The following is a 17,774-nucleotide window of genomic DNA, read 5'->3' as shown; positions in this document are numbered from 1 at the left end:
TACCCCGGTCAGCTTTTGTAGCGCGAAACAGGTAACTCCGAGTCTTCGCCAAACCACTCCCTGTGGTTATGGGTCCCGGCCCCCCGTGCGCAATTGCGCACTAGGCCGGGACGACGAGTTGAGTTTGAGGCGCGCGTCGGGCCGACGGCTGAATCAATTCCCCAGCGGCCGCGTCGCCTTGCGCCGCTTGGTCGACTGCGTCGGCACATCGGCCGGCTCGTCCTTCAACGCGCCGATCTTGCGCAGCGCTGCGTCCGCGGCGCGCTCGCCGCTGTCCCAGGCGCCGTCGACGGTGCCCCACAGCGTCTCGTGGGTGGCCTCGCCGGCAAGGAACACATTGCCGATCGGCTCGGTCAGGATTTTTCGCGAGAGCTGACCGCCGGGCGAGGACGCCGACATCGCGCCCATCACGAAGGGCGAGGCATTCCAGCGCGTCGCGCTGGTCTTCTGCACGGTGGCCGCGGCCTCGCTGCCGAACAGTTTTGCGATCCATTCCTTCGCGAAGGCCGCCATCGCCTTCTCGCCCTGCTCCGACAGATCGCGGCCGAACGAGCCGCCGACATCGATCGAGCACAGCGAGGAGCCGCCGATATTGGCGAACATCAGCGCCGTGCGCGTCGAATTGCTCTGCTCGATGAGAATGTCGTCGCGCGCGAGCCCGAGCGGATTGCCCGGCAGTTGCAGCACGATGTGGTCGTAGCTGCCGAGGGTGAGCTTTGACGCCGCGTCTAACGTGCGCTTGGGAATATCGGGCGCGAACTTGATCGCGCCTGCGATCAGTACGTTGGTCGAGACCGTGATGATGGCGGCGCGCGCGGCGATCTTGCCTCCTTGCGTCTCGACGCTGACGTCGCGGTTGCTCCAGGTGATGCGGCTCGCCGGCGTCGACAGCGCGACCGGCGCCTGCTCGCCGAGCTTGGTGATGAGCGTACCCAGACCCTGACGGCAGGCGATCGCGGCATTGCGGTCCTGTGCGCGCGCCTTGTCGATCGCCGACAGCTCCTTCAGGTCCTTGCCGGCAAAGCTCGCGCCCAGCATGAACTCGGCCGCGCCCGCCCAGTCGCCGAGATCCTTCGGCAGCACGGAGGCGCAGGAGGTATCGAGCTTGCCGCGCGCGGCCTCGTCGATGGCGCGGTTGGCGCGCACCAGCGCCGCCAAGAATTCCTCGGTCTCGCCGGCACGCGCGTTGCGGCGGCCGATGCGCATCTTCTGGCCCGACGGCGCGGGCAGAACGTCGAGCCCGGCGCTGCGCGCCAGCCCGATCATCGGATTGGTCTCGGGATTGTGCATCCAGCGCGCGCCGCGGTCGAACGGCACGTCGAAGGTCGTCGTATCCGTGATGCAGCGGCCGCCGACTTGCGATGCCGCCTCGACCACCACGACCTTGCGATTGGCCGCCATGATGCGCCGCGCTGCGGCAATTCCGGCTGCCCCCGCGCCGATCACGACGATGTCAGCCTCGCGCGGCAGGGGGGCGGCGGTTGCGCGCAGGACCGGCATCGCCGCAAAGGCCGCCGACGCCGAAAGGAAGCCGCGGCGCGTGATTGTCATGGCATGGTTTCCGGAGACTTGCGGCGAACGGGAACAGCCAGCGAACCTTGCCGTATCTCATGTTGCACGGCAACCATCATGGTGAATCAATCGTGCTTGATCTCACAGAGTGATGAACCGAATTGCAACACGTTTCGACCATGATAGAGAAGGAAAAAAGGTGGCCGGAAAAGGCCGCGGGGGAGTTCGACATGGGGACGGTCCTAGATTCATTCGGCAAGCTGATTGCCGCGTACCTCTCGAAGGAGGTGCCGGGCTATGAGCCGTTCACGCCGAGCGATCCCGAGCACCTGCGCGGCATCATCGAGCCCGGCGACGTGCTGCTGGTCGAGGGCAACAACCGCATCTCCGGCATCATCAAATACCTGACGCAGTCGACCTGGTCGCATGCCGCGCTCTATGTCGGCCCGATCGAGGGTGCGGAAGAGCCCAACGGCGAGCCGCATGTGCTGATCGAGGCCAATATCGGCGAAGGCGTCACCTCGGCGCCGCTGTCGAAATACTTCCCCTATCACACCCGGGTCTGCCGCCCGGTCGGGCTGTCCCATGAGGACCGCACCACGGTCTGCCGCTATGCGATCAACCGCATCGGCTTCGGCTACGACACCAAGAACATCGTCGACCTGATGCGCTTCCTGTTTCCGCTACCGATACCGCAGCGCTGGCGGCGCCGCATGATCGCGATCGGCTCGGGCGATCCGACCAAGATCATCTGCTCGGCGCTGATCGCGCAGGCCTTCGACGCCGTGCGCTATCCGATCCTGCCCAAGATCACCAAGGCCGGCAGCCGCGCCGCGCGCCGCGAGATCCTGCACATCCGCGATTCCTCGCTCTACATGCCCCGCGACTTCGACATCTCGCCCTATTTCGAAGTCGTCAAACCAACCATCGTGCACGGGTTCGACTACACGGCCCTGCACTGGGCCGACAAGCAAAAGCCGCTCGAGGAGGTAGCGGGCACATTCAGTGTGTTTCCAGAAACGATCAGTGCGCCGCCGCTCGTTCCTGAAGCGGCTGACGAAGAGGCGCCGGATAAGATTCCGGCTGAGCAAGTAGACGCGCAGCCCGCGGAGATGGTCGAACGCGCCGCCGCTGAGCATGTCTCGCTGCTGAAGAAGCTGGCGATGTACCGCCCACGGCGCCGCGGACGGGCGCGCGAGAGCGCGGCTTAACTCCGCCGTCGTCCTGGCGAAAGCCAGGAGACCTATTCCCCCAGGGAGACGTTTGGCGAGGACTCGTCGTTCGGTACCGCTACCGAACGCAATCGATAGATACCGCGGTATGGGTCCTTCGCCAGGACGACGTTGGGGAGATATCGTGCGCTTCCCCAACGACCGAAGAATACGAAACTACCTTTCCGCCCGTCCGATCACTGCCATCAGCTCCGCGATCTTGGCGCGCTGGTCGGCCTTGTCGCCGCTCGTGATGGCGTGCTCGACGCAATGGGCGACGTGGTCCTTCAGGACCTCCTCCTCGACCCGGCGCAGCGCGGCGCGCACCGCCGAGATCTGCGTCACGATGTCGATGCAGTAGCGGTCTTCCTCTACCATTTTCGACAGGCCGCGAACCTGCCCCTCGATCCGGCCGAGGCGTTTTCCGACAGATGCCTTGATGTCCTTGCGCATGCCGTCTATATACCCCTACCGGGTATGGGTTGCAAGACCGAGCACAAGGCCGGAGCATGGGAATGAACGACGCCGAACACAGGCATCATCACGACGCGGACGGTCACACCGGATGTGGCTGTTCGAGCAAGGCCGCGACGACGCCGAACGAGAAACCCGCGGCGGCCTCATGCTGCGGCGGGCACGGCGATCACGCCGGCCACGCCCATCATCACACCCATGACCATGGCGATGCCGCGACGACGGTCCGCGACCCCGTCTGCGGCATGACGGTCGACCCCGCGACGTCCAAGCACCGGTTCGAGCATCACGGCGAGACCTTCCATTTCTGCTCGGCCGGCTGCCGCACCAAGTTCGCCGCCGATCCCGCAAAATACCTCGCCAGGGAGAAGGCGAGCGAGCCGGAGATGCCCGCGGGCACGATCTACACCTGCCCGATGCATCCGCAGATCCGCCAGGTCGGACCCGGCACCTGCCCGATCTGCGGCATGGCGCTGGAGCCGGAGGTCGCAAGCCTGGAGACCGGCCCCAATCCCGAGCTCGCCGACATGACACGGCGGTTCTGGATCGGCGGCGCGCTGGCGCTGCCACCGGTGGTGCTGGAGATGGGCGGCCATCTCGCGGGCCCGCACAGCTGGATCGATGCGACGCTGTCGAACTGGATCCAGCTCGTCTTCGCCACCCCCGTGGTGCTGTGGGCCGGCTGGCCGTTCTTCGTCCGCGGCTGGCAGTCGCTGGTGACGCGTAACCTCAACATGTTCACGTTGATCGCGATGGGCACCGGCGTCGCTTACGTCTACAGCATCGCCGGCACCGTCGCGCCGCAGATCTTCCCCGCCACCTTCCGCGGCCATGAGGGCGCGGTTGCCGTCTATTTCGAGGCAGCCGCGGTCATCACCGTGCTGGTGCTGCTTGGCCAGGTGCTGGAGCTGCGCGCCCGCGATGCGACGTCGGGCGCGATCAAGGCGCTGTTGCAGCTCGCGCCAAAGACCGCACGCCGCGTCGAGCTTGATGGCAGCGAGCATGAGGTCGAGATCGATACGCTCCATGCCGGCGATCGTCTTCGTGTCCGCCCCGGCGAGAAGGTGCCGGTCGACGGCGTCATCCTGGAGGGGCGCTCCTCGCTCGACGAGTCGCTCGTGACGGGCGAATCCATGCCGGTGACGAAGGAAACCGGCGCAAAGGTCATCGCCGGCACGCTCAACCAGTCCGGCAGCTTCATCATGCGTGCCGACAAGGTCGGGCGGGAGACGCTGCTGTCGCAGATCGTGCAGATGGTCGCCGATGCGCAGCGCTCGCGCGCGCCGATCCAGCGCCTGGCCGATCAGGTCGCCGGCTGGTTCGTGCCCGCCGTCATCGTCGTCGCCCTCGCCGCCTTCGCGGCCTGGGCCTGGTTCGGGCCGGAGCCGCGGCTGGCCTTCGGCCTGGTCGCCGCCGTCAGCGTGCTGATCATCGCCTGCCCCTGTGCGCTGGGGCTCGCGACCCCGATGTCGATCATGGTCGGCGTCGGCCGCGGCGCGCAGGCGGGCGTCCTGATCAAGAACGCGGAATCGCTGGAGCGGATGGAGAAGATCGACACGCTGGTGGTCGACAAGACCGGCACGCTGACCGAAGGCAAGCCCAAGGTGGTCGCGATCGTGCCGGCTTCGGGCTTTGCGAACGACGACATTCTCCGCTGGGCGGCCAGCGTCGAGCGCGCCAGCGAACATCCGCTGGCCGACGCCATCATGCGCGCGGCCAAGGAGAAGCAGCTCACACTCGGCCAGGTCGAGCAGTTCGATTCGCCGACGGGCAAGGGCGCGACCGGCAAGGTCGACGGCAAGACCATCGTGCTCGGCAACGCGAGATATCTGTCGTCGATCGGGATCGACACCAAAACACTCGACACCGAGGCCGAACGCCTGCGTGGCGATGGCGCAACGGTCATCAACATGGCCGTCGATGGCCGGCTCGCCGGCCTGTTCGCGATCGCCGATCCGGTCAAGGCCTCGACGCCCGAGGCGCTGAAGGCCCTCGCCGCCGAGGGCATCAAGGTGATCATGCTGACCGGTGACAACCGCACCACGGCGCAAGCGGTGGCGCGCCGGCTCGGCATCGCCGAGGTCGAGGCCGAGGTGCTGCCGGACCAGAAGAGCGCGGTGGTGACGAAGCTGCAAAAGGCCGGCCGCAGCGTCGCGATGGCCGGCGACGGCGTCAACGACGCCCCGGCACTGGCCGCCGCCGAAGTCGGCATCGCCATGGGCACCGGCACTGACGTGGCGATGGAGAGCGCCGGCGTCACCCTGTTGAGGGGCGATCTTGTCGGCATCGTGCGCGCGCGAAAGCTGTCTCAGGCGACGATGAGCAACATCCGCCAGAACCTGTTCTTCGCCTTCATCTACAACGCCGCCGGCATTCCGATCGCGGCCGGCATCCTCTATCCGACCTTCGGCGTCCTGCTGTCGCCGATCATCGCTGCGGCGGCGATGGCGCTGTCCTCGGTGAGCGTGGTCGGCAATGCGCTGCGGCTTCGTACGACCCGGCTGTGAGGTAAAGGTCCTCTCCCTCTCCCCGTTCTTACGGGGAGAGGGCTGGGGTGAGGGGCTGCTTCCGCGAATTCACGACAAGTGAGACTCGCGGAGAGTCCCCCTCACCCGGAATTCAAGCTAGGCTTGAATTCCGACCTCTCCCCGCAAGCGGGGCGAGGTAAGGAGAGCGGCGCCGCACGAGGGAGCATTTGATGCAGCGAATTACGATCACGATCGAGGACGATCTGCTGGCGGAGATCGACGCCGCGGCAGAGGCGCGCGGCTACCAGAACCGCTCCGAGATCATCCGCGACCTCGCACGCGCCGGACTGCAACAGACGTCAGAGGATACGGCGCAGACCGGCCCCTGCGTCGCCGGTCTCGTCTATGTCTACGACCACGCCGCCCGCGATCTCTCGAAACGCCTGGTGCAGGAATTCCACGGCCATCACGACCTCGCGCTGGCGACACTGCATGTCCATCTCGACGACAACAATTGCATGGAGATGACGGCGCTGCGCGGCGCCGCGGATGAGGTCAGGCATTTCGCCGACCACATCATCGCCGAACGCGGCGTGCGCTACGGGCGTGTGGTGATGATCCCGACGGGGGAAGGGAAGCAGGCGAAGGTGCGCAAGCATGCGCACCGGCACGAGTAGGTTCAAGCTCTCGTGCCCCGGACGCAGCGCAGCGCTTCTTTAGCGGTGCGCTGCAGAGCCGGGGCCCACAACCTGGAGCGAGATGGATCCCGGCTCTGCGTCGAGTCATTGCATGCCGCGCCGCGTCCGGGACACGAGCGCAAATTAGGCACCCAGCCTCACGCCGCCCTCGCCGCGCTCCCGCACGGCAGGCCCGCGCGCGCGACGCCGCCATACAGCGCTTCGTTCGGCATCTCCTCGCGCAAGATCCTGCGCACTCCGATCAGCTTCTCCAGGTCGATGCCCGTGGCAAAGCCCTTGCTCTCGCACAGGAATACGAGATCCTCGAACACGACATTGCCGGTCGCGCCGGGCGCGAAGGGGCAGCCGCCGAGGCCGCCGAGCGATCCGTCGAGGATGCGGACGCCCTCGTCTAGTGCCGCCGCGGCGTTCGCGATCCCCATGCCGCGGGTGTCGTGGAGGTGGATGCAGATCGGCTTTCGCCCTGCGAGCTTCACCGCGGCGCGCGACAATTCGGCGACCTGCTTCGGGCCGGCATAGCCGACGGTGTCGGCGATCGCGACGAAATCAACGCCGGCCTCGAGGCATTTGTCGACCAGCCGCAGCACCTCGGCAGGATCGACCGCGCCGGCGATCGAGCAGCCCAGCGCCATCGAGATCGCGGCGTTCACGAGCGGCTTGTGCGAGCTGGCGTCGCGCATCTCGCAGAGCCGCCTGACATTGGCAATCGCGGATTCGCGCGAGCGGTGGGCGTTGGCCTGGCTGTGCTCCTCCGTGGCCGAGACCACCGAGGCGATCTCGCCGACGCCGGATTCCAGCGCCTCATTGACGCCGCGCTCGTTGAGCGCAAGCGCGACGCCGTGAGCCCCAGGCAGGCTTGCGACCGCCCCGATGACATCGCGAACATCGACGAATTGCGGGAAGGTCTTCGCCGGCAGGAACGAGCCGACCTCGAAATGCCGCACGCCCGCAACATACTCCTCGCGTACCCAGCGCTTTTTGGCCTCGGTCGATGGAAATTTCTTCACGAGCTGGAGCCCGTCGCGCAGGCCGACCTCGCGCAGGCTGACGCGATCTGAGGGGTAAATCGTCTCGATCCGGCTCATGCGCGCCTCCCTTGGACTTTGGATGTGATGTCGGCGTCGATCTCGGCACGAACGGCGGATGTGTCGGCGCCGAGCGGCGCGACCTTCAGGCCTTCGCCGAGATGGCTGCCGTTCCACTCGACCGGCAGAGCCGGCACATGGAACGGCTTGCCGTCGGCGGTGAAATTGCTGACGAGCCCGCCCGGGCGCAACACATGGGGATCGGTGAGGAGATCCTCGGGCCGGTTGATCGGCGAAAAGCAGATGTTGAGCGCGTCGAGCTTTTGCGACAGCTCTGCCACGTTCTGCTGCCGGATGATCCCGGCGACGCGCGGAATGATCCGCGGCCGCGCCAGGATACGGTCGGTCGTGGTGCGCAAGGCGGGATCTTCGAGAAGCTCGGTCAGGCCGAACTCCCGGCAGAAGCTCTGCCAATGCCCCTCGGTCACGACGCCGATGAAGATGCGCTCGCCGTCCGCGGCATCAAAGATATCGTAGATCGGCCAGGCGTGCTCGCGCTCGGGCATCGAACGCGGCTTGTTGCCGGTCATCTCGTATTCGACCATGTGCTGGGCGACCAGGAACAGGCAGTTCTCGAACAGGCCGATGCGGATGTCGGCACCGTCGCGTTTTCCCCCGCGCTTCTGGTAGAGCGCGGCGAGGATCGCGATCACGCCGAACATGCCGCCCATGATGTCGTTGGCGGAGGAGCCGACGCGCTGCGGCTTCTCCCTGGTGCCGGTCATGGCAGCGAGGCCCGACATCATCTGCACGACCTCGTCGAGCGCGGGGCGATGCTCATAGGGGCCGGACAGAAAGCCCTTGTGGCCAGCGATGATCAGATGCGGATGCCGGCGGCGTAATTCCTCGGCACCTAACCCCTGCTTCTCCAGCAGGCCATCGCGAAAATTCTCCAGGAACACATCCGCCGTCGCGAGCAGACGGTGCATGGTGTCGCGATCCTCGGGCTTCTCAAAGTCCAGCACGACGCTGCGCTTGCCGCGGTTGAACAGCGGAAAGAACGCCGTCCCCATGCCGCCGAGGGAACGGGTCTTGTCGCCGGAGGGCGGCTCGACCTTGATCACCTCGGCGCCGAGCTGCGCGAGGATCATGCCGCAGGTCGGACCCATGACCATGTGGGTCATCTCGACGACCCGCACGCCTTCGAGCGGCAATCCGGCCTCAGTCATGCATCACTCCCTGTTCGTCCACCCAGGAGACTAGGCCTTCACAAGCCTTCTGAAAAATATAATCTGTCGAAGATTGCCTTCGCAGTTCTAGAACGCTTGATCGCCCATGGATTCACGCCAGCTCCGCTATTTCATCGCCGTCTACGAGCAGCGGAACCTGTCGCGCGCGGCTGACCAGGTGAACGTCGCGCAATCCGCGCTCAGCCATCATATCTCGAACCTGGAGGCCGAGTTCGCAACGCCGCTGTTCGAGCGCAAGTCGCGCGGCATGGAACCGACGGCGGCTGGCGAGCGGCTCTATGAGCACGCGCGCATCATCCTGCGCGCGATGGCGGAGGCCGAGACCGAGGTGCGCGAGGGCGCCCGCGTCATCGCCGGCGAGATCTCGATCGGCATGGCCAATTCCGGCGTCAAGGCGATCGGCGTCGAGCTGATGCGCACGGTGCTGACCAAATATCCCAAGCTCAAATTGTCGCTGACCGAAAGCCTGTCCGGCGCGACGCTGATGCACCTGATGGTCTCCAACGTCGACCTCGCACTGGTCTACAATCCGCCGTCGGAGAAGGAGCTGATTACGGAGGCCGTGCTCGAGGAAGAGATGTTCCTGGTCGGCATTCCGAAACTGGTCGGCAAGGGCAAGGCGCCGATCCGGTTCGAGGAGCTGAGCCGGATGCCGCTGATCCTGCTTCGTTACGGTCTCGGCCTGTCCTCGCGCGCGCTGCTGGACGATCCGGTCCTGCTCAAGCGGCTGGAAGGCGGCGCCATCCTGCACGCCAACTCGATCACCGGCATGACCGGCGCGCTGGTGGAAGGGCTCGGCTGCACCATCGCGACAAAGCTGTTCGCGCGCGAGGAGCTCGCGGCCGGCCGGCTGATCGCACGCAAGGTGATCGAGCCGAAGCTGACCCGCACGCTCTATCTCTGCCGCCTGCGCAACCGCCCGATGACCTACGCCATGGAAGAGATGCGCCGTCTGATGCTCGCATTGATCGCCGAGCAGGTGCGCAGCGGCGGCTGGCAGGCGGAGCTGGCGGGGTAAGGGGCGACCAATACATCCGGCGTCATGGCCGGGCTCGACCCGGCCATCCACGCCTCGCCACACCGCACCAGGAACGTGGATGCCCGGGACAAGCCCGGGCATGACGACCTCTCGAAATGCCGATCTGCGGTTGCGCTAACGCGAGCGCGGGGCGAGGCGAAGAAACCACGAGTTCGAAATTCTCGAACGCTTCCATCGATATGTTCTTCTGGATTTCCGCCCTTGACCGGCCAACATGGCGCGATCCGGCAGAGTTCACGACACACAACAGAGATGAGCCGCCGGGAACCGCGTGCGATCCGCACGCCAGGGGGAGGACATCATGAGCGTTGTCGGCATCGACGCAGGCTTTGAGCTCGGCGCTGCGCCGTCCGTGCCGGACGAGATCTCGCGGCGACTCGAGGCAATGCCGGGGACGTCCTATGTCTGGCGCCTCGTCATCCTGCTCTCGCTCGGCGGCTGCTTCGAGATCTACGATCTGTTCCTCACCGGCTATATCGCGCCGGGCCTGAGCCGCAGCGGACTTTTGAGCACGACGACGCAGGCGTTCTTCGGCTTCGCCGGCATCGGCGCTTTCGTCGCCGCGACCTTTGCCGGCCTGTTCGTCGGCACCTTCTTCCTCGGCTTCCTCGCCGACCGCTTCGGCAGGCGCGCGATCTTCACCTATGCGCTGCTCGGCTACACCGCGGCCTCCGTGATCATGGCCTGCCAGACCTCTCCGGAAGGACTGCTGTTCTGGCGCTTCCTCGCCGGCATCGGCATCGGCGTCGAGGTCATTACCATCGACGCCTACATCACCGAGCTGGTGCCGAGCCGAATGCGCGGGCGCGCCTTCGCGGTGAACCAGTCGATCATGTTCGTCGCCGTCCCCGTCGTCGCCTTCCTCGCCTGGTGGCTGGTGCCGCTCGCGCCTTACGGTGTCGAGGGCTGGCGCTGGGTGGTCCTGATCGGCGCGGCCGCCAGCATGATCATCTGGGTGCTTAGGCTGTTCCTGCCCGAAAGCCCGCTCTGGCTGGCGCGGCACGGCCGCAACGAGGAGGCGCTTCGCATCCTGACGACGCTGGAGGCTGCCAGCGGCGGTGCCGGCTCACGGCCCGCGACGTCGCCTGCGCGCCAGGCGGTGCGATCGACCACGAATGTCGGCTTCGCCGATTTGTTCCGCCCGCCCTATCTCTCGCTCGTGGTCCTGTTCATGGTGTTCAACCTCTGCCAGGCCTTCGGCTTCTACGGCTTTGCCAATTGGGTGCCGACGCTGCTGGTCGAGAAGGGCATCAACGTCACCAAGAGCCTGCAATATTCCTTCATCGTCGCCTTCGCCTATCCGATCGCGCCGCTGCTCGCTTCGAGCTTCGCCGACAAATTCGAGCGGCGCTGGATCATCGCCGGCGCCTGCGTCGCCATCATCGTCTTCGGCATGGCGTTCGCGCAATTGACCGAGCCCGCTCTGCTGATCGTCTGCGGCGTGCTGCTGACGGCCTGCAACACCACGATGTCCTATGCCTACCACGCCTATCAGACCGAGGTGTTTCCGACCCAGATCCGGGCACGTGCTTCCGGCCTCGTCTATTCGATGAGCCGGCTGAGCGCGACGTTCTCGGGCTTCATCGTCGCCTACATGCTGAAGGAAGGCGGCGTCACCGGCGTGTTCGGCCTGATCACCGCGGCCATGCTGATCGTGGTGATCGCGATGGCGCTGTTCGGTCCGAACGTGCGCGGCAAGCCGCTGGATGCGATGTGAGTGGCCCTCACCCCGCTGCGACCAATCCGGCCATCAGCGGCGCCGCCGCGCTGGGGTTCGGCCGCTGGAGCACCGTCTGCAGCGCTATCACCTGCTGGGCCGGCATCGCCGGCGAAGCCCTGGGCCGCGGCACGGTAGCAGGTCAACAACCCTTGCCGAAGCGATCCGGCATGTCTACCTCTCGCGGGTGGTTTCGTGAGAGGGTCCCCCATGCTGGATGCCGCCGTGAAGGCGCTGTCGCAAATGATCTCACCGCCGATGCGCTCGATCCTGTGGCGATCGATCGGGCTTGCGCTCGTGCTGATCACCGTGCTCGCGATCGGCTTGCAGCGGCTGCTCAGCTGGTTCGCGACCTATGGCGAAGTCTGGCTTGAAGGCCTGCTCGGTCCCGGCTGGCACACTTCGCTCGAAGTCCTGGCCTGGATCGTCTCGATCGCGGCGGGCCTGGGCGTCGTGTTCGGAGCGGTGTTCCTGATGCCGGCGATCACTTCGCTGGTGGCGAGCCTGTTCGTCGACGACGTCGCCGACCATGTCGAGCGCGAACACTATCCCGCCGAACGGCCGGGCGTGGCGCTGCCTTTCAGCCAGGCGATCTACGAGGGCGTCAAGACCGCGTTGCTGACCATCCTGGTCTATCTGATCGCGCTGCCCTTCGTGTTGCTGGCGGGCGCCGGTTTCCTGATCTTCTTCCTCGCCACGGCCTGGCTGCTGGGACGCGAATATTTCGAACTCGCTGCGATGCGCTTCCGTTCGCCGGAGGAAGCCAAGGCGATGCGGCGCGACAATGCCGCGACCGTCTTCGCCGCCGGCCTGATCATCGCGGCCTTCGTCTCGATCCCGATCGTCAACCTGGCGACGCCGATCTTCGGCATGGCCTTCATGGTCCACATGCACAAGCGGCTATCAGGCCCGCGCCCCGAGCTGATCGAGCCAGCGCGGCAGATGCGGTGACGGTCTTCACCTCTCCCCGGCGGGGAGAGGTCGGATTGCGCAGCAATCCGGGTGAGGGGCCGCAGCGTACAGTGAAACCGTAATCCCTCACCCGGATCGCATGGATGCGATCCGACCTCTCCCTACGGGAGAGGTGGAGCGAGGCCGTGGCCCAACTGATCGACCCAACGACCACCACGCTCTACGTCACCGGCACTCCGCATTTGCGTAGCAGCATCCTTGCGAAGCCGAACGGCGCCGGCGTGAACGGGCCCGGCGGCGCGCGGGTGATCAGCGCGACGACGCCAAGCGCGGCCATCGCCAGCCAGAAGCAGAGCCAGAAGCCGTCGATATAGGCGAGCACATTGGCCTCGCGCTGGACGAAGCTTGCGAGCGTTCCCACTGCGCGCGCCTGCGCCGATCCTGTGCCATGAGCGGCGAAATGGTCGGCGAGCTGCTTCAGCATCCGCACCACGTCGGCATCGCCGACGCCGAGGTTCTGACCGAGATAGAAGGAATGGACCTGCTCGCGAACCCGCAGCCAGGTCCCCATCAGCGCCACGCCGATTTCGGCGCCGCCAAGCCGCATGATCTGGATATAGGCGGCGAAGGACGTGGCGCGGCTCGGATCGGAGTTCGACAGCAGCGTGATGATCAGCGGCAGCAAGGTCAGCGACTGGCCGATCGCCTGGAGCAGCACGATGCCGACAAAATCCTCGCGGGCCCAGTCGTGCGTGAGCTGGGTGCCCCAGAGATTGGCCGCGGCAAAGCAGGCAAATCCCACGACCAGCACCGTCCGCGTATCGAAATGCCGCAGCAGCCAGATCGAGATCGGCACCAGCACGAGCATCGGCAACGCGCCATAGGTGAGCAGCAAGAGGCCACTCTGCTCGGGCCTGAGCAGGCCGATGGCGGCGAGGAAATTCGGCACCAGCGAAGCGTTGGACAGGCTGGTCAGCGTGTAGAGCAGGATCAGGACCAGCCCCAATCCGATATTGCGCGAGAACAGCACGTTCACATGCGCCCAGGGCTGGCGCACCAGCGACTCGTTGATGAGGAAGCCTACGAACAGCGCCGCGCCGGCGGCGAGCAGCGCCATCACCGTGCCGGAGCCCAGCCAGTCCAGCCGGTTGCCCTGGTCGAGCCCGGCATAGATCATCGAGACCGCGGCGCCGAGCAGCAGCATGCCGCCCCAGTCGGCCTCGCGCAGCAGCGCGCGGTTCACCGGCTCGTTCGGCGTCCCCAGATAGACCATCAGGCCCATCAGCGGCGCGATCATGACACCCTGCCAGTACAGCCATTGCCAGCCGAGATGGTCGACATAGAAGCCGACCAGCGAGCTCGAGGTGTCCAGCGCAAAGCCGACGCGGATCGAATAGATCGAGATCGCCGGCACCCACCAGCGGATCGGCAGATTGCGTAACACGATCATCAGCGTCGCCGGCACGAAGGTGCCGAGCAGCAGACCGTGCACGACGCTGAGCCCGAGCAGCGTCGGATAGTCGTGCACGAAGGGGATGATCAGCGAGACCGCGGCGTAGACGAGGCTGGGAATACCGAGCACGCGCCTGAGCCCGAACACCGTCGCGAGCCACGCCACCGCGGGCGCGATGAAGATCTGCGACCCGATGCCGGCGGTGGAGAGCCAGGCGCCTTCGTCAAACGTCAGCGAAAACGCGCCGCGCAGGTCGGGCAGTCCGACCGTGGTGAGACGGCTGTCGAAATTGGCGAGAAACGAGCCAAGCAGCACCGCCGCCACGGCGAACAGGGGCTGTGGCGCGACGCCGCCGCGCGAGACCGGCCCGCGATCGGAATCGTCATTTTCCGCCATTCATGCCCGCGGTGTTGATGCTGGTGACCACCGACATGCCGGGCACGAGCCGCGCCGTTAGCGGCTGGTTGTCGTCGAGCTGAATCCGCACCGGAATGCGTTGCACCACCTTGGTGAAATTGCCGGTCGCATTGTCCGGCGGCAGCAGCGCGACCTGCGCGCCGGTCGCCGGTGCGATGCGCTCGACCCGGCCGCGCAGCTTCTCGCGCGGAAAACTGTCGACGGTGATCTCGACCGGCTGGCCCGGTGCGACGTGCGTGAGCTGGGTCTCCTTGTAGTTCGCGATCACATAGACCTTCGGCAGCGGCACCACATTGATGAGGTTGGTGCCGATATTGACGTAGTCGCCGGGCTGCACCTGGCGCTCGCCGACGACGCCGTCGAACGGTGCCGTGATCTTCGTGTAGCCGAGCTTGAGCTTGGCGCTCGCCAGCGTCGCCTTGGTGGCTTCGAGATCGGCGGCGCGCTGCTTCCTGGTGCCTTGCAGGACCTCGAGCTGGTGCTGCTGGGCGGCGATCACGGCGCGGCTCGCGCGCACGTCGGCCTGCGCCTTGGCGTAAGCCGCGACCGCCTGCTCGAGCCGCTGCCGCGTGCCGGACTCGGTCTGCGACAGCGATTGCTGACGCTCCTGCTCCTGCCGCGCCTCGACCTCCATGGCTTCGGCCGACAGCCGCGCGGCTTGCGCCTGCGCGATCGTCGCATATTGCAGCTCGACCTGGTTGGCCAGATTGTCGAGCGCGGCTTGCGCGGCGGCGACCGCGGCTTCGGACTGCGCGACCTGTGCCGCATAGTCCGCGGGATCGATCTGAATCAGAAGGTCGCCGGCCTTGACGCGCTGGAAGTCGGTCACCGCGACGGTCAGCACCTCGCCGGAGACGCGGCTCGCCAGCCGCGTCAGCTCGGCGCGCACATAGGCGTCATTGGTGGTCTGGATCACGGCATTGCCGACCCATTCGTCGAAGCGCAGCGTCGCCAGCGCGACGAAGGCGAGGGCGACGATGACCGCGAACAGCGGAATCGCGAACCGGCTCCACAGCGAGCTCGCCGGCCGCTGCGTCGGCTTGGGCGGTGGGGCTGGTGCTGCTGGAGCTACGGCTGGCGGCGAGGAGACTTGCTCTTGTTGACTCACGAATGACCCCAAACGCTTCGCTTTCACCGCCGTCATTCCGGGATGGTCCGAAGGACCAGACCCGGAATCTCGAGATTCCGGGTTCGCCTCTTCGAGGCGCCCCGGAATGACTCAGTTGTTGCTCAGACCGTCTTCTCCGGCCACCGGCAAAGATCGTTGATCAGGCACACTTCGCAGCGCGGCTTGCGCGCGAGGCAAGTATAGCGGCCGTGCAGGATCAGCCAATGATGGGCATGCAACATGAACTCGGCCGGGATCACCTTTTCGAGACCAAGCTCGACCTCCAGCGGCGTCTTGCCGGGCGCGAGCCCGGTGCGGTTGCCGACGCGGAAGACATGCGTGTCCACCGCCATGGTGTGCTCGCCAAAGGCCATGTTGAGCACCACGTTGGCGGTCTTGCGCCCGGCGCCGGGCAACGACTCGATCTCGGCCCGCGTCCGCGGCACCTCGCCGCCGAATTCGCTGAGCACCTTTGCCGACAGCGCGATCACGTTCCTGGCCTTGGTGCGATAGAGGCCGATGGTCTTGATGTACTCGCGTAAGGATTCCTCGCCGAGGTCGAGCATCTTCTGCGGCGTGTCGGCGACCTCGAACAACGCGCGCGTCGCCTTGTTGACGCCGGCGTCGGTGGCCTGCGCCGACAGCACCACGGCGACCAGCAGCGTGAAGGGGTTGACGTGCTCGAGCTCCCCCTTCGGCTCCGGATTGGCCTTGCGGAAACGGCTGAAGACCTCATGGATCTCCGCCGGCGTCCAGGGTTTGACCGCCTTGAGCGATTTCTTCGCAGGGGCCCTCGGCTTCGCCACAGCCGCCTTTGCTTTTTTCTTCGGCACGGCTGCTTTGCGCGGGACCGGCTTGCGGGTGATTTTCGCCATGATCGGGATATACTGAGGGACGATGAGCACAGGCAACGAAATTGAGCGCAGGGACTGTGAAGACCAGAGCGAAGCTCAAATCTTCTCGGCGCTGCTGACGCCGCACCGCTCGCTGAACCGCACCGGCTTCCTCGCCGTGATGCTGTTCCTGAGCGCCGTCAGCTTCGTCACCGGCCTCGTCTTCCTGATGATGGGCGCGTGGCCGGTGCTCGGTTTCTTCGGCCTTGACGTGCTGGTGATCTGGTGGGCCTTCAAGGTCAATTTCCGCGCGGCGCGGGCCAGTGAGGAGATCGTGGTCACGCCCTCGGAACTGCGGGTGCGGCGCGTCAGCCATCGCGGCCAGGTCGCCGAATGGACGTTCAATCCGCTCTGGGTCCGGCTCGACCTGGAGGTCGACGAGGATTTTGGCCTCGAACACCTCTACCTGATTTCGCGTGGCCGCCGGCTCCAGCTCGCCGGCTTTTTGGGGCCTGAAGAAAAAACAAGCTTTTACAATGGCTTGGTTGAGGCGCTGAACGCCGCCAAGCGGGGACCGACCTTCAACCCCATTCGCTGATGTCACGTCGGAAATCGGGTGGTTTTGAGCTCCCCCCTCTCCTACATTTCCGGTCATGATGACACTCGCCATACACGATCAGCGCCTGACCAAGCCGGGCTCCCAGAACGCCGCGTTGCGCGACTATGACTCGGTGCGCCGGGCGATCGCCTTCATCTCGGAGAACTGGCGCGCGCAGCCGACCATCGAGGCGATGGCGGATGCGGCCGGCGTCACGCCCGATGAGCTGCACCATCTGTTCCGCCGCTGGGCCTCGATCACGCCGAAGGCTTTCATGCAGGCGCTGACGCTCGACCACGCCAAGGGCCTGCTCAGGGATTCCGCGAGCGTGCTCGACGCCGCGCTCGACTCCGGCCTGTCGGGGCCGGGCCGGCTGCACGATCTCTTCGTCACCCATGAAGCGATGTCGCCGGGTGAATGGAAGAACGGCGGCGCGGGCCTCACCCTGCGCTACGGCTTTCATCCCTCGCCGTTCGGCACCGCCATCGTGATCGCGACCGATCGCGGATTGTCGGGACTTGCCTTCGCCGATCCCGGCGAGGAAAAAGCAGCGCTTGCCGACATGATGCGGCGCTGGCGGAACGCAACTTACGTCGAGGATCACGAAGGCACCGCCCCGCTCGCCCAGCGCATCTTCGACACGAAGCTGTGGCGGCCGGACCAGCCGCTGCGCGTGGTGATGATCGGCACCGATTTCGAGGTGCGGGTCTGGGAAACGCTGCTGAAGATCCCGATGGGACGCGCAGTGTCCTATTCCGACATCGCCTGCAACATCAACAGCCCGAAAGCCTCGCGCGCCGTCGGCGCGGCCGTCGGCAAGAACCCGGTCTCCTTCGTCGTGCCCTGCCACCGCGCGCTCGGCAAGAGCGGCACGCTCACCGGCTATCACTGGGGCATCACCCGCAAGCAGGCGATGCTGGGCTGGGAGGCGGGGAAGCTGGGGGTGCAGTAGGTCTTGCCACGCCGCCCCCGCATGGTCGTCCTGGCGAAAGCCAGGAGGTGGATTCACACTCGAAGTGCAACAGTTGAGAGGAGAAGGCCTCTGCCGGGGTTCTGAAG

15 protein-coding genes are annotated in these 17,774 nt (G+C 66.0%); 8 read left to right on the top strand and 7 right to left on the bottom strand.

The window, feature by feature from the left end; translation table 11 throughout:
• Window positions 1-153 precede the first annotated feature (153 nt).
• A complete protein-coding gene (locus XI09_RS11050; protein ID WP_271566860.1) occupies window positions 154-1,551 on the bottom strand; it encodes a flavin monoamine oxidase family protein in 1,398 nt (465 codons plus the stop codon).
• A 191-nt stretch (window positions 1,552-1,742) separates the two neighbouring features.
• On the opposite strand from XI09_RS11050, the gene XI09_RS11045 reads away from it, so the two are divergent.
• Window positions 1,743-2,723 (top strand): YiiX/YebB-like N1pC/P60 family cysteine hydrolase, encoded by a 981-nt coding sequence (locus XI09_RS11045; RefSeq protein ID WP_271566859.1) that lies wholly within the window; start codon window positions 1,743-1,745, stop codon window positions 2,721-2,723.
• A 177-nt stretch (window positions 2,724-2,900) separates the two neighbouring features.
• On the opposite strand, the gene XI09_RS11040 is transcribed toward XI09_RS11045, so the two are convergent.
• On the bottom strand, window positions 2,901-3,176 hold the full coding sequence (locus XI09_RS11040; protein WP_028172468.1) for a metal-sensitive transcriptional regulator: 276 nt from the start codon (window positions 3,174-3,176) through the stop codon (window positions 2,901-2,903).
• A gap of 62 nt (window positions 3,177-3,238) precedes the next feature.
• Here XI09_RS11040 and XI09_RS11035 point away from each other — a divergent pair, with 62 nt between their 5' ends.
• Complete coding sequence (locus XI09_RS11035; RefSeq protein WP_271566858.1) at window positions 3,239-5,704, top strand: heavy metal translocating P-type ATPase; 2,466 nt, start codon at window positions 3,239-3,241, stop codon at window positions 5,702-5,704.
• Between the two features lie 191 nt (window positions 5,705-5,895).
• Window positions 5,896-6,342, top strand: a complete 447-nt coding sequence (gene nikR / locus XI09_RS11030) for a nickel-responsive transcriptional regulator NikR (RefSeq protein WP_271566857.1) — start codon at window positions 5,896-5,898, stop codon at window positions 6,340-6,342.
• Between the two features lie 158 nt (window positions 6,343-6,500).
• Here nikR and XI09_RS11025 read toward each other — a convergent pair whose 3' ends face one another.
• Together XI09_RS11025 and XI09_RS11020 are read right to left on the bottom strand one after the other, a co-directional pair.
• Entirely contained in the window at window positions 6,501-7,448 is a 948-nt protein-coding gene (locus XI09_RS11025; RefSeq protein ID WP_271566856.1) for a hydroxymethylglutaryl-CoA lyase, read from the bottom strand.
• Window positions 7,445-8,617: a CoA transferase gene (locus XI09_RS11020; protein ID WP_271566855.1), complete on the bottom strand. Its 1,173-nt coding sequence runs from the start codon at window positions 8,615-8,617 to the stop codon at window positions 7,445-7,447. The genes XI09_RS11025 and XI09_RS11020 overlap by 4 nt, the downstream gene beginning before the upstream one ends.
• 106 nt (window positions 8,618-8,723) lie before the next feature.
• Between XI09_RS11020 and XI09_RS11015 the strand changes: the two genes are divergently transcribed.
• The 3 genes from XI09_RS11015 (at window position 8,724) to XI09_RS11005 (ending at window position 12,345) form a co-directional block, all read left to right on the top strand.
• The gene (locus XI09_RS11015; RefSeq protein WP_271566854.1) at window positions 8,724-9,656 is read left to right on the top strand and encodes a LysR family transcriptional regulator; all 933 of its coding nucleotides are present in this window, start codon (window positions 8,724-8,726) and stop codon (window positions 9,654-9,656) included.
• Between the two features lie 322 nt (window positions 9,657-9,978).
• The gene (locus XI09_RS11010; protein ID WP_271566853.1) at window positions 9,979-11,394 is read left to right on the top strand and encodes an MFS transporter; all 1,416 of its coding nucleotides are present in this window, start codon (window positions 9,979-9,981) and stop codon (window positions 11,392-11,394) included.
• A gap of 210 nt (window positions 11,395-11,604) precedes the next feature.
• Window positions 11,605-12,345: a sulfate transporter family protein gene (locus tag XI09_RS11005; RefSeq protein ID WP_028172460.1), complete on the top strand. Its 741-nt coding sequence runs from the start codon at window positions 11,605-11,607 to the stop codon at window positions 12,343-12,345.
• A gap of 181 nt (window positions 12,346-12,526) precedes the next feature.
• Here XI09_RS11005 and XI09_RS11000 read toward each other — a convergent pair whose 3' ends face one another.
• The 3 genes from XI09_RS11000 to nth all read right to left on the bottom strand — a co-directional run bounded on the left by XI09_RS11000 (window position 12,527) and on the right by nth (window position 16,159).
• Window positions 12,527-14,155 (bottom strand): MFS transporter, encoded by a 1,629-nt coding sequence (locus XI09_RS11000; protein ID WP_271566852.1) that lies wholly within the window; start codon window positions 14,153-14,155, stop codon window positions 12,527-12,529.
• Entirely contained in the window at window positions 14,142-15,284 is a 1,143-nt protein-coding gene (locus tag XI09_RS10995; protein ID WP_271566851.1) for an HlyD family secretion protein, read from the bottom strand. The genes XI09_RS11000 and XI09_RS10995 overlap by 14 nt, the downstream gene beginning before the upstream one ends.
• A gap of 122 nt (window positions 15,285-15,406) precedes the next feature.
• Window positions 15,407-16,159 (bottom strand): endonuclease III, encoded by a 753-nt coding sequence (gene nth / locus XI09_RS10990; RefSeq protein ID WP_271566850.1) that lies wholly within the window; start codon window positions 16,157-16,159, stop codon window positions 15,407-15,409.
• 22 nt (window positions 16,160-16,181) lie between these two features.
• On the opposite strand from nth, the gene XI09_RS10985 reads away from it, so the two are divergent.
• Complete coding sequence (locus XI09_RS10985) at window positions 16,182-16,715, top strand: DUF2244 domain-containing protein (RefSeq protein WP_271566849.1); 534 nt, start codon at window positions 16,182-16,184, stop codon at window positions 16,713-16,715.
• A 55-nt stretch (window positions 16,716-16,770) separates the two neighbouring features.
• On the top strand, window positions 16,771-17,667 hold the full coding sequence (locus XI09_RS10980; protein WP_271566848.1) for a bifunctional helix-turn-helix domain-containing protein/methylated-DNA--[protein]-cysteine S-methyltransferase: 897 nt from the start codon (window positions 16,771-16,773) through the stop codon (window positions 17,665-17,667).
• The last annotated feature ends 107 nt before the right edge of the window (window positions 17,668-17,774 follow it).

Source organism: Bradyrhizobium sp. CCBAU 11386, assembly GCF_028128955.1.
Lineage (GTDB): Bacteria > Pseudomonadota > Alphaproteobacteria > Rhizobiales > Xanthobacteraceae > Bradyrhizobium.
The sequence above is the reverse complement of the archived record's forward strand: the minus strand, read 5'-3'. Positions and strand labels throughout refer to the sequence as shown.

What these genes read in the sequence shown, in the direction of transcription:
- XI09_RS11050 (WP_271566860.1), bottom strand. Translation starts at nt 1,551, where the DNA reads ATGACAATCACGCGCCGCGGCTTCCTTTCGGCGTCGGCGGCCTTTGCG.
- XI09_RS11045 (WP_271566859.1), top strand. Translation starts at nt 1,743, where the DNA reads ATGGGGACGGTCCTAGATTCATTCGGCAAGCTGATTGCCGCGTACCTC.
- XI09_RS11040 (WP_028172468.1), bottom strand. Translation starts at nt 3,176, where the DNA reads ATGCGCAAGGACATCAAGGCATCTGTCGGAAAACGCCTCGGCCGGATC.
- XI09_RS11035 (WP_271566858.1), top strand. Translation starts at nt 3,239, where the DNA reads ATGAACGACGCCGAACACAGGCATCATCACGACGCGGACGGTCACACC.
- nikR (WP_271566857.1), top strand. Translation starts at nt 5,896, where the DNA reads ATGCAGCGAATTACGATCACGATCGAGGACGATCTGCTGGCGGAGATC.
- XI09_RS11025 (WP_271566856.1), bottom strand. Translation starts at nt 7,448, where the DNA reads ATGAGCCGGATCGAGACGATTTACCCCTCAGATCGCGTCAGCCTGCGC.
- XI09_RS11020 (WP_271566855.1), bottom strand. Translation starts at nt 8,617, where the DNA reads ATGACTGAGGCCGGATTGCCGCTCGAAGGCGTGCGGGTCGTCGAGATG.
- XI09_RS11015 (WP_271566854.1), top strand. Translation starts at nt 8,724, where the DNA reads ATGGATTCACGCCAGCTCCGCTATTTCATCGCCGTCTACGAGCAGCGG.
- XI09_RS11010 (WP_271566853.1), top strand. Translation starts at nt 9,979, where the DNA reads ATGAGCGTTGTCGGCATCGACGCAGGCTTTGAGCTCGGCGCTGCGCCG.
- XI09_RS11005 (WP_028172460.1), top strand. Translation starts at nt 11,605, where the DNA reads ATGCTGGATGCCGCCGTGAAGGCGCTGTCGCAAATGATCTCACCGCCG.
- XI09_RS11000 (WP_271566852.1), bottom strand. Translation starts at nt 14,155, where the DNA reads ATGGCGGAAAATGACGATTCCGATCGCGGGCCGGTCTCGCGCGGCGGC.
- nth (WP_271566850.1), bottom strand. Translation starts at nt 16,159, where the DNA reads ATGGCGAAAATCACCCGCAAGCCGGTCCCGCGCAAAGCAGCCGTGCCG.
- XI09_RS10985 (WP_271566849.1), top strand. Translation starts at nt 16,182, where the DNA reads ATGAGCACAGGCAACGAAATTGAGCGCAGGGACTGTGAAGACCAGAGC.
- XI09_RS10980 (WP_271566848.1), top strand. Translation starts at nt 16,771, where the DNA reads ATGATGACACTCGCCATACACGATCAGCGCCTGACCAAGCCGGGCTCC.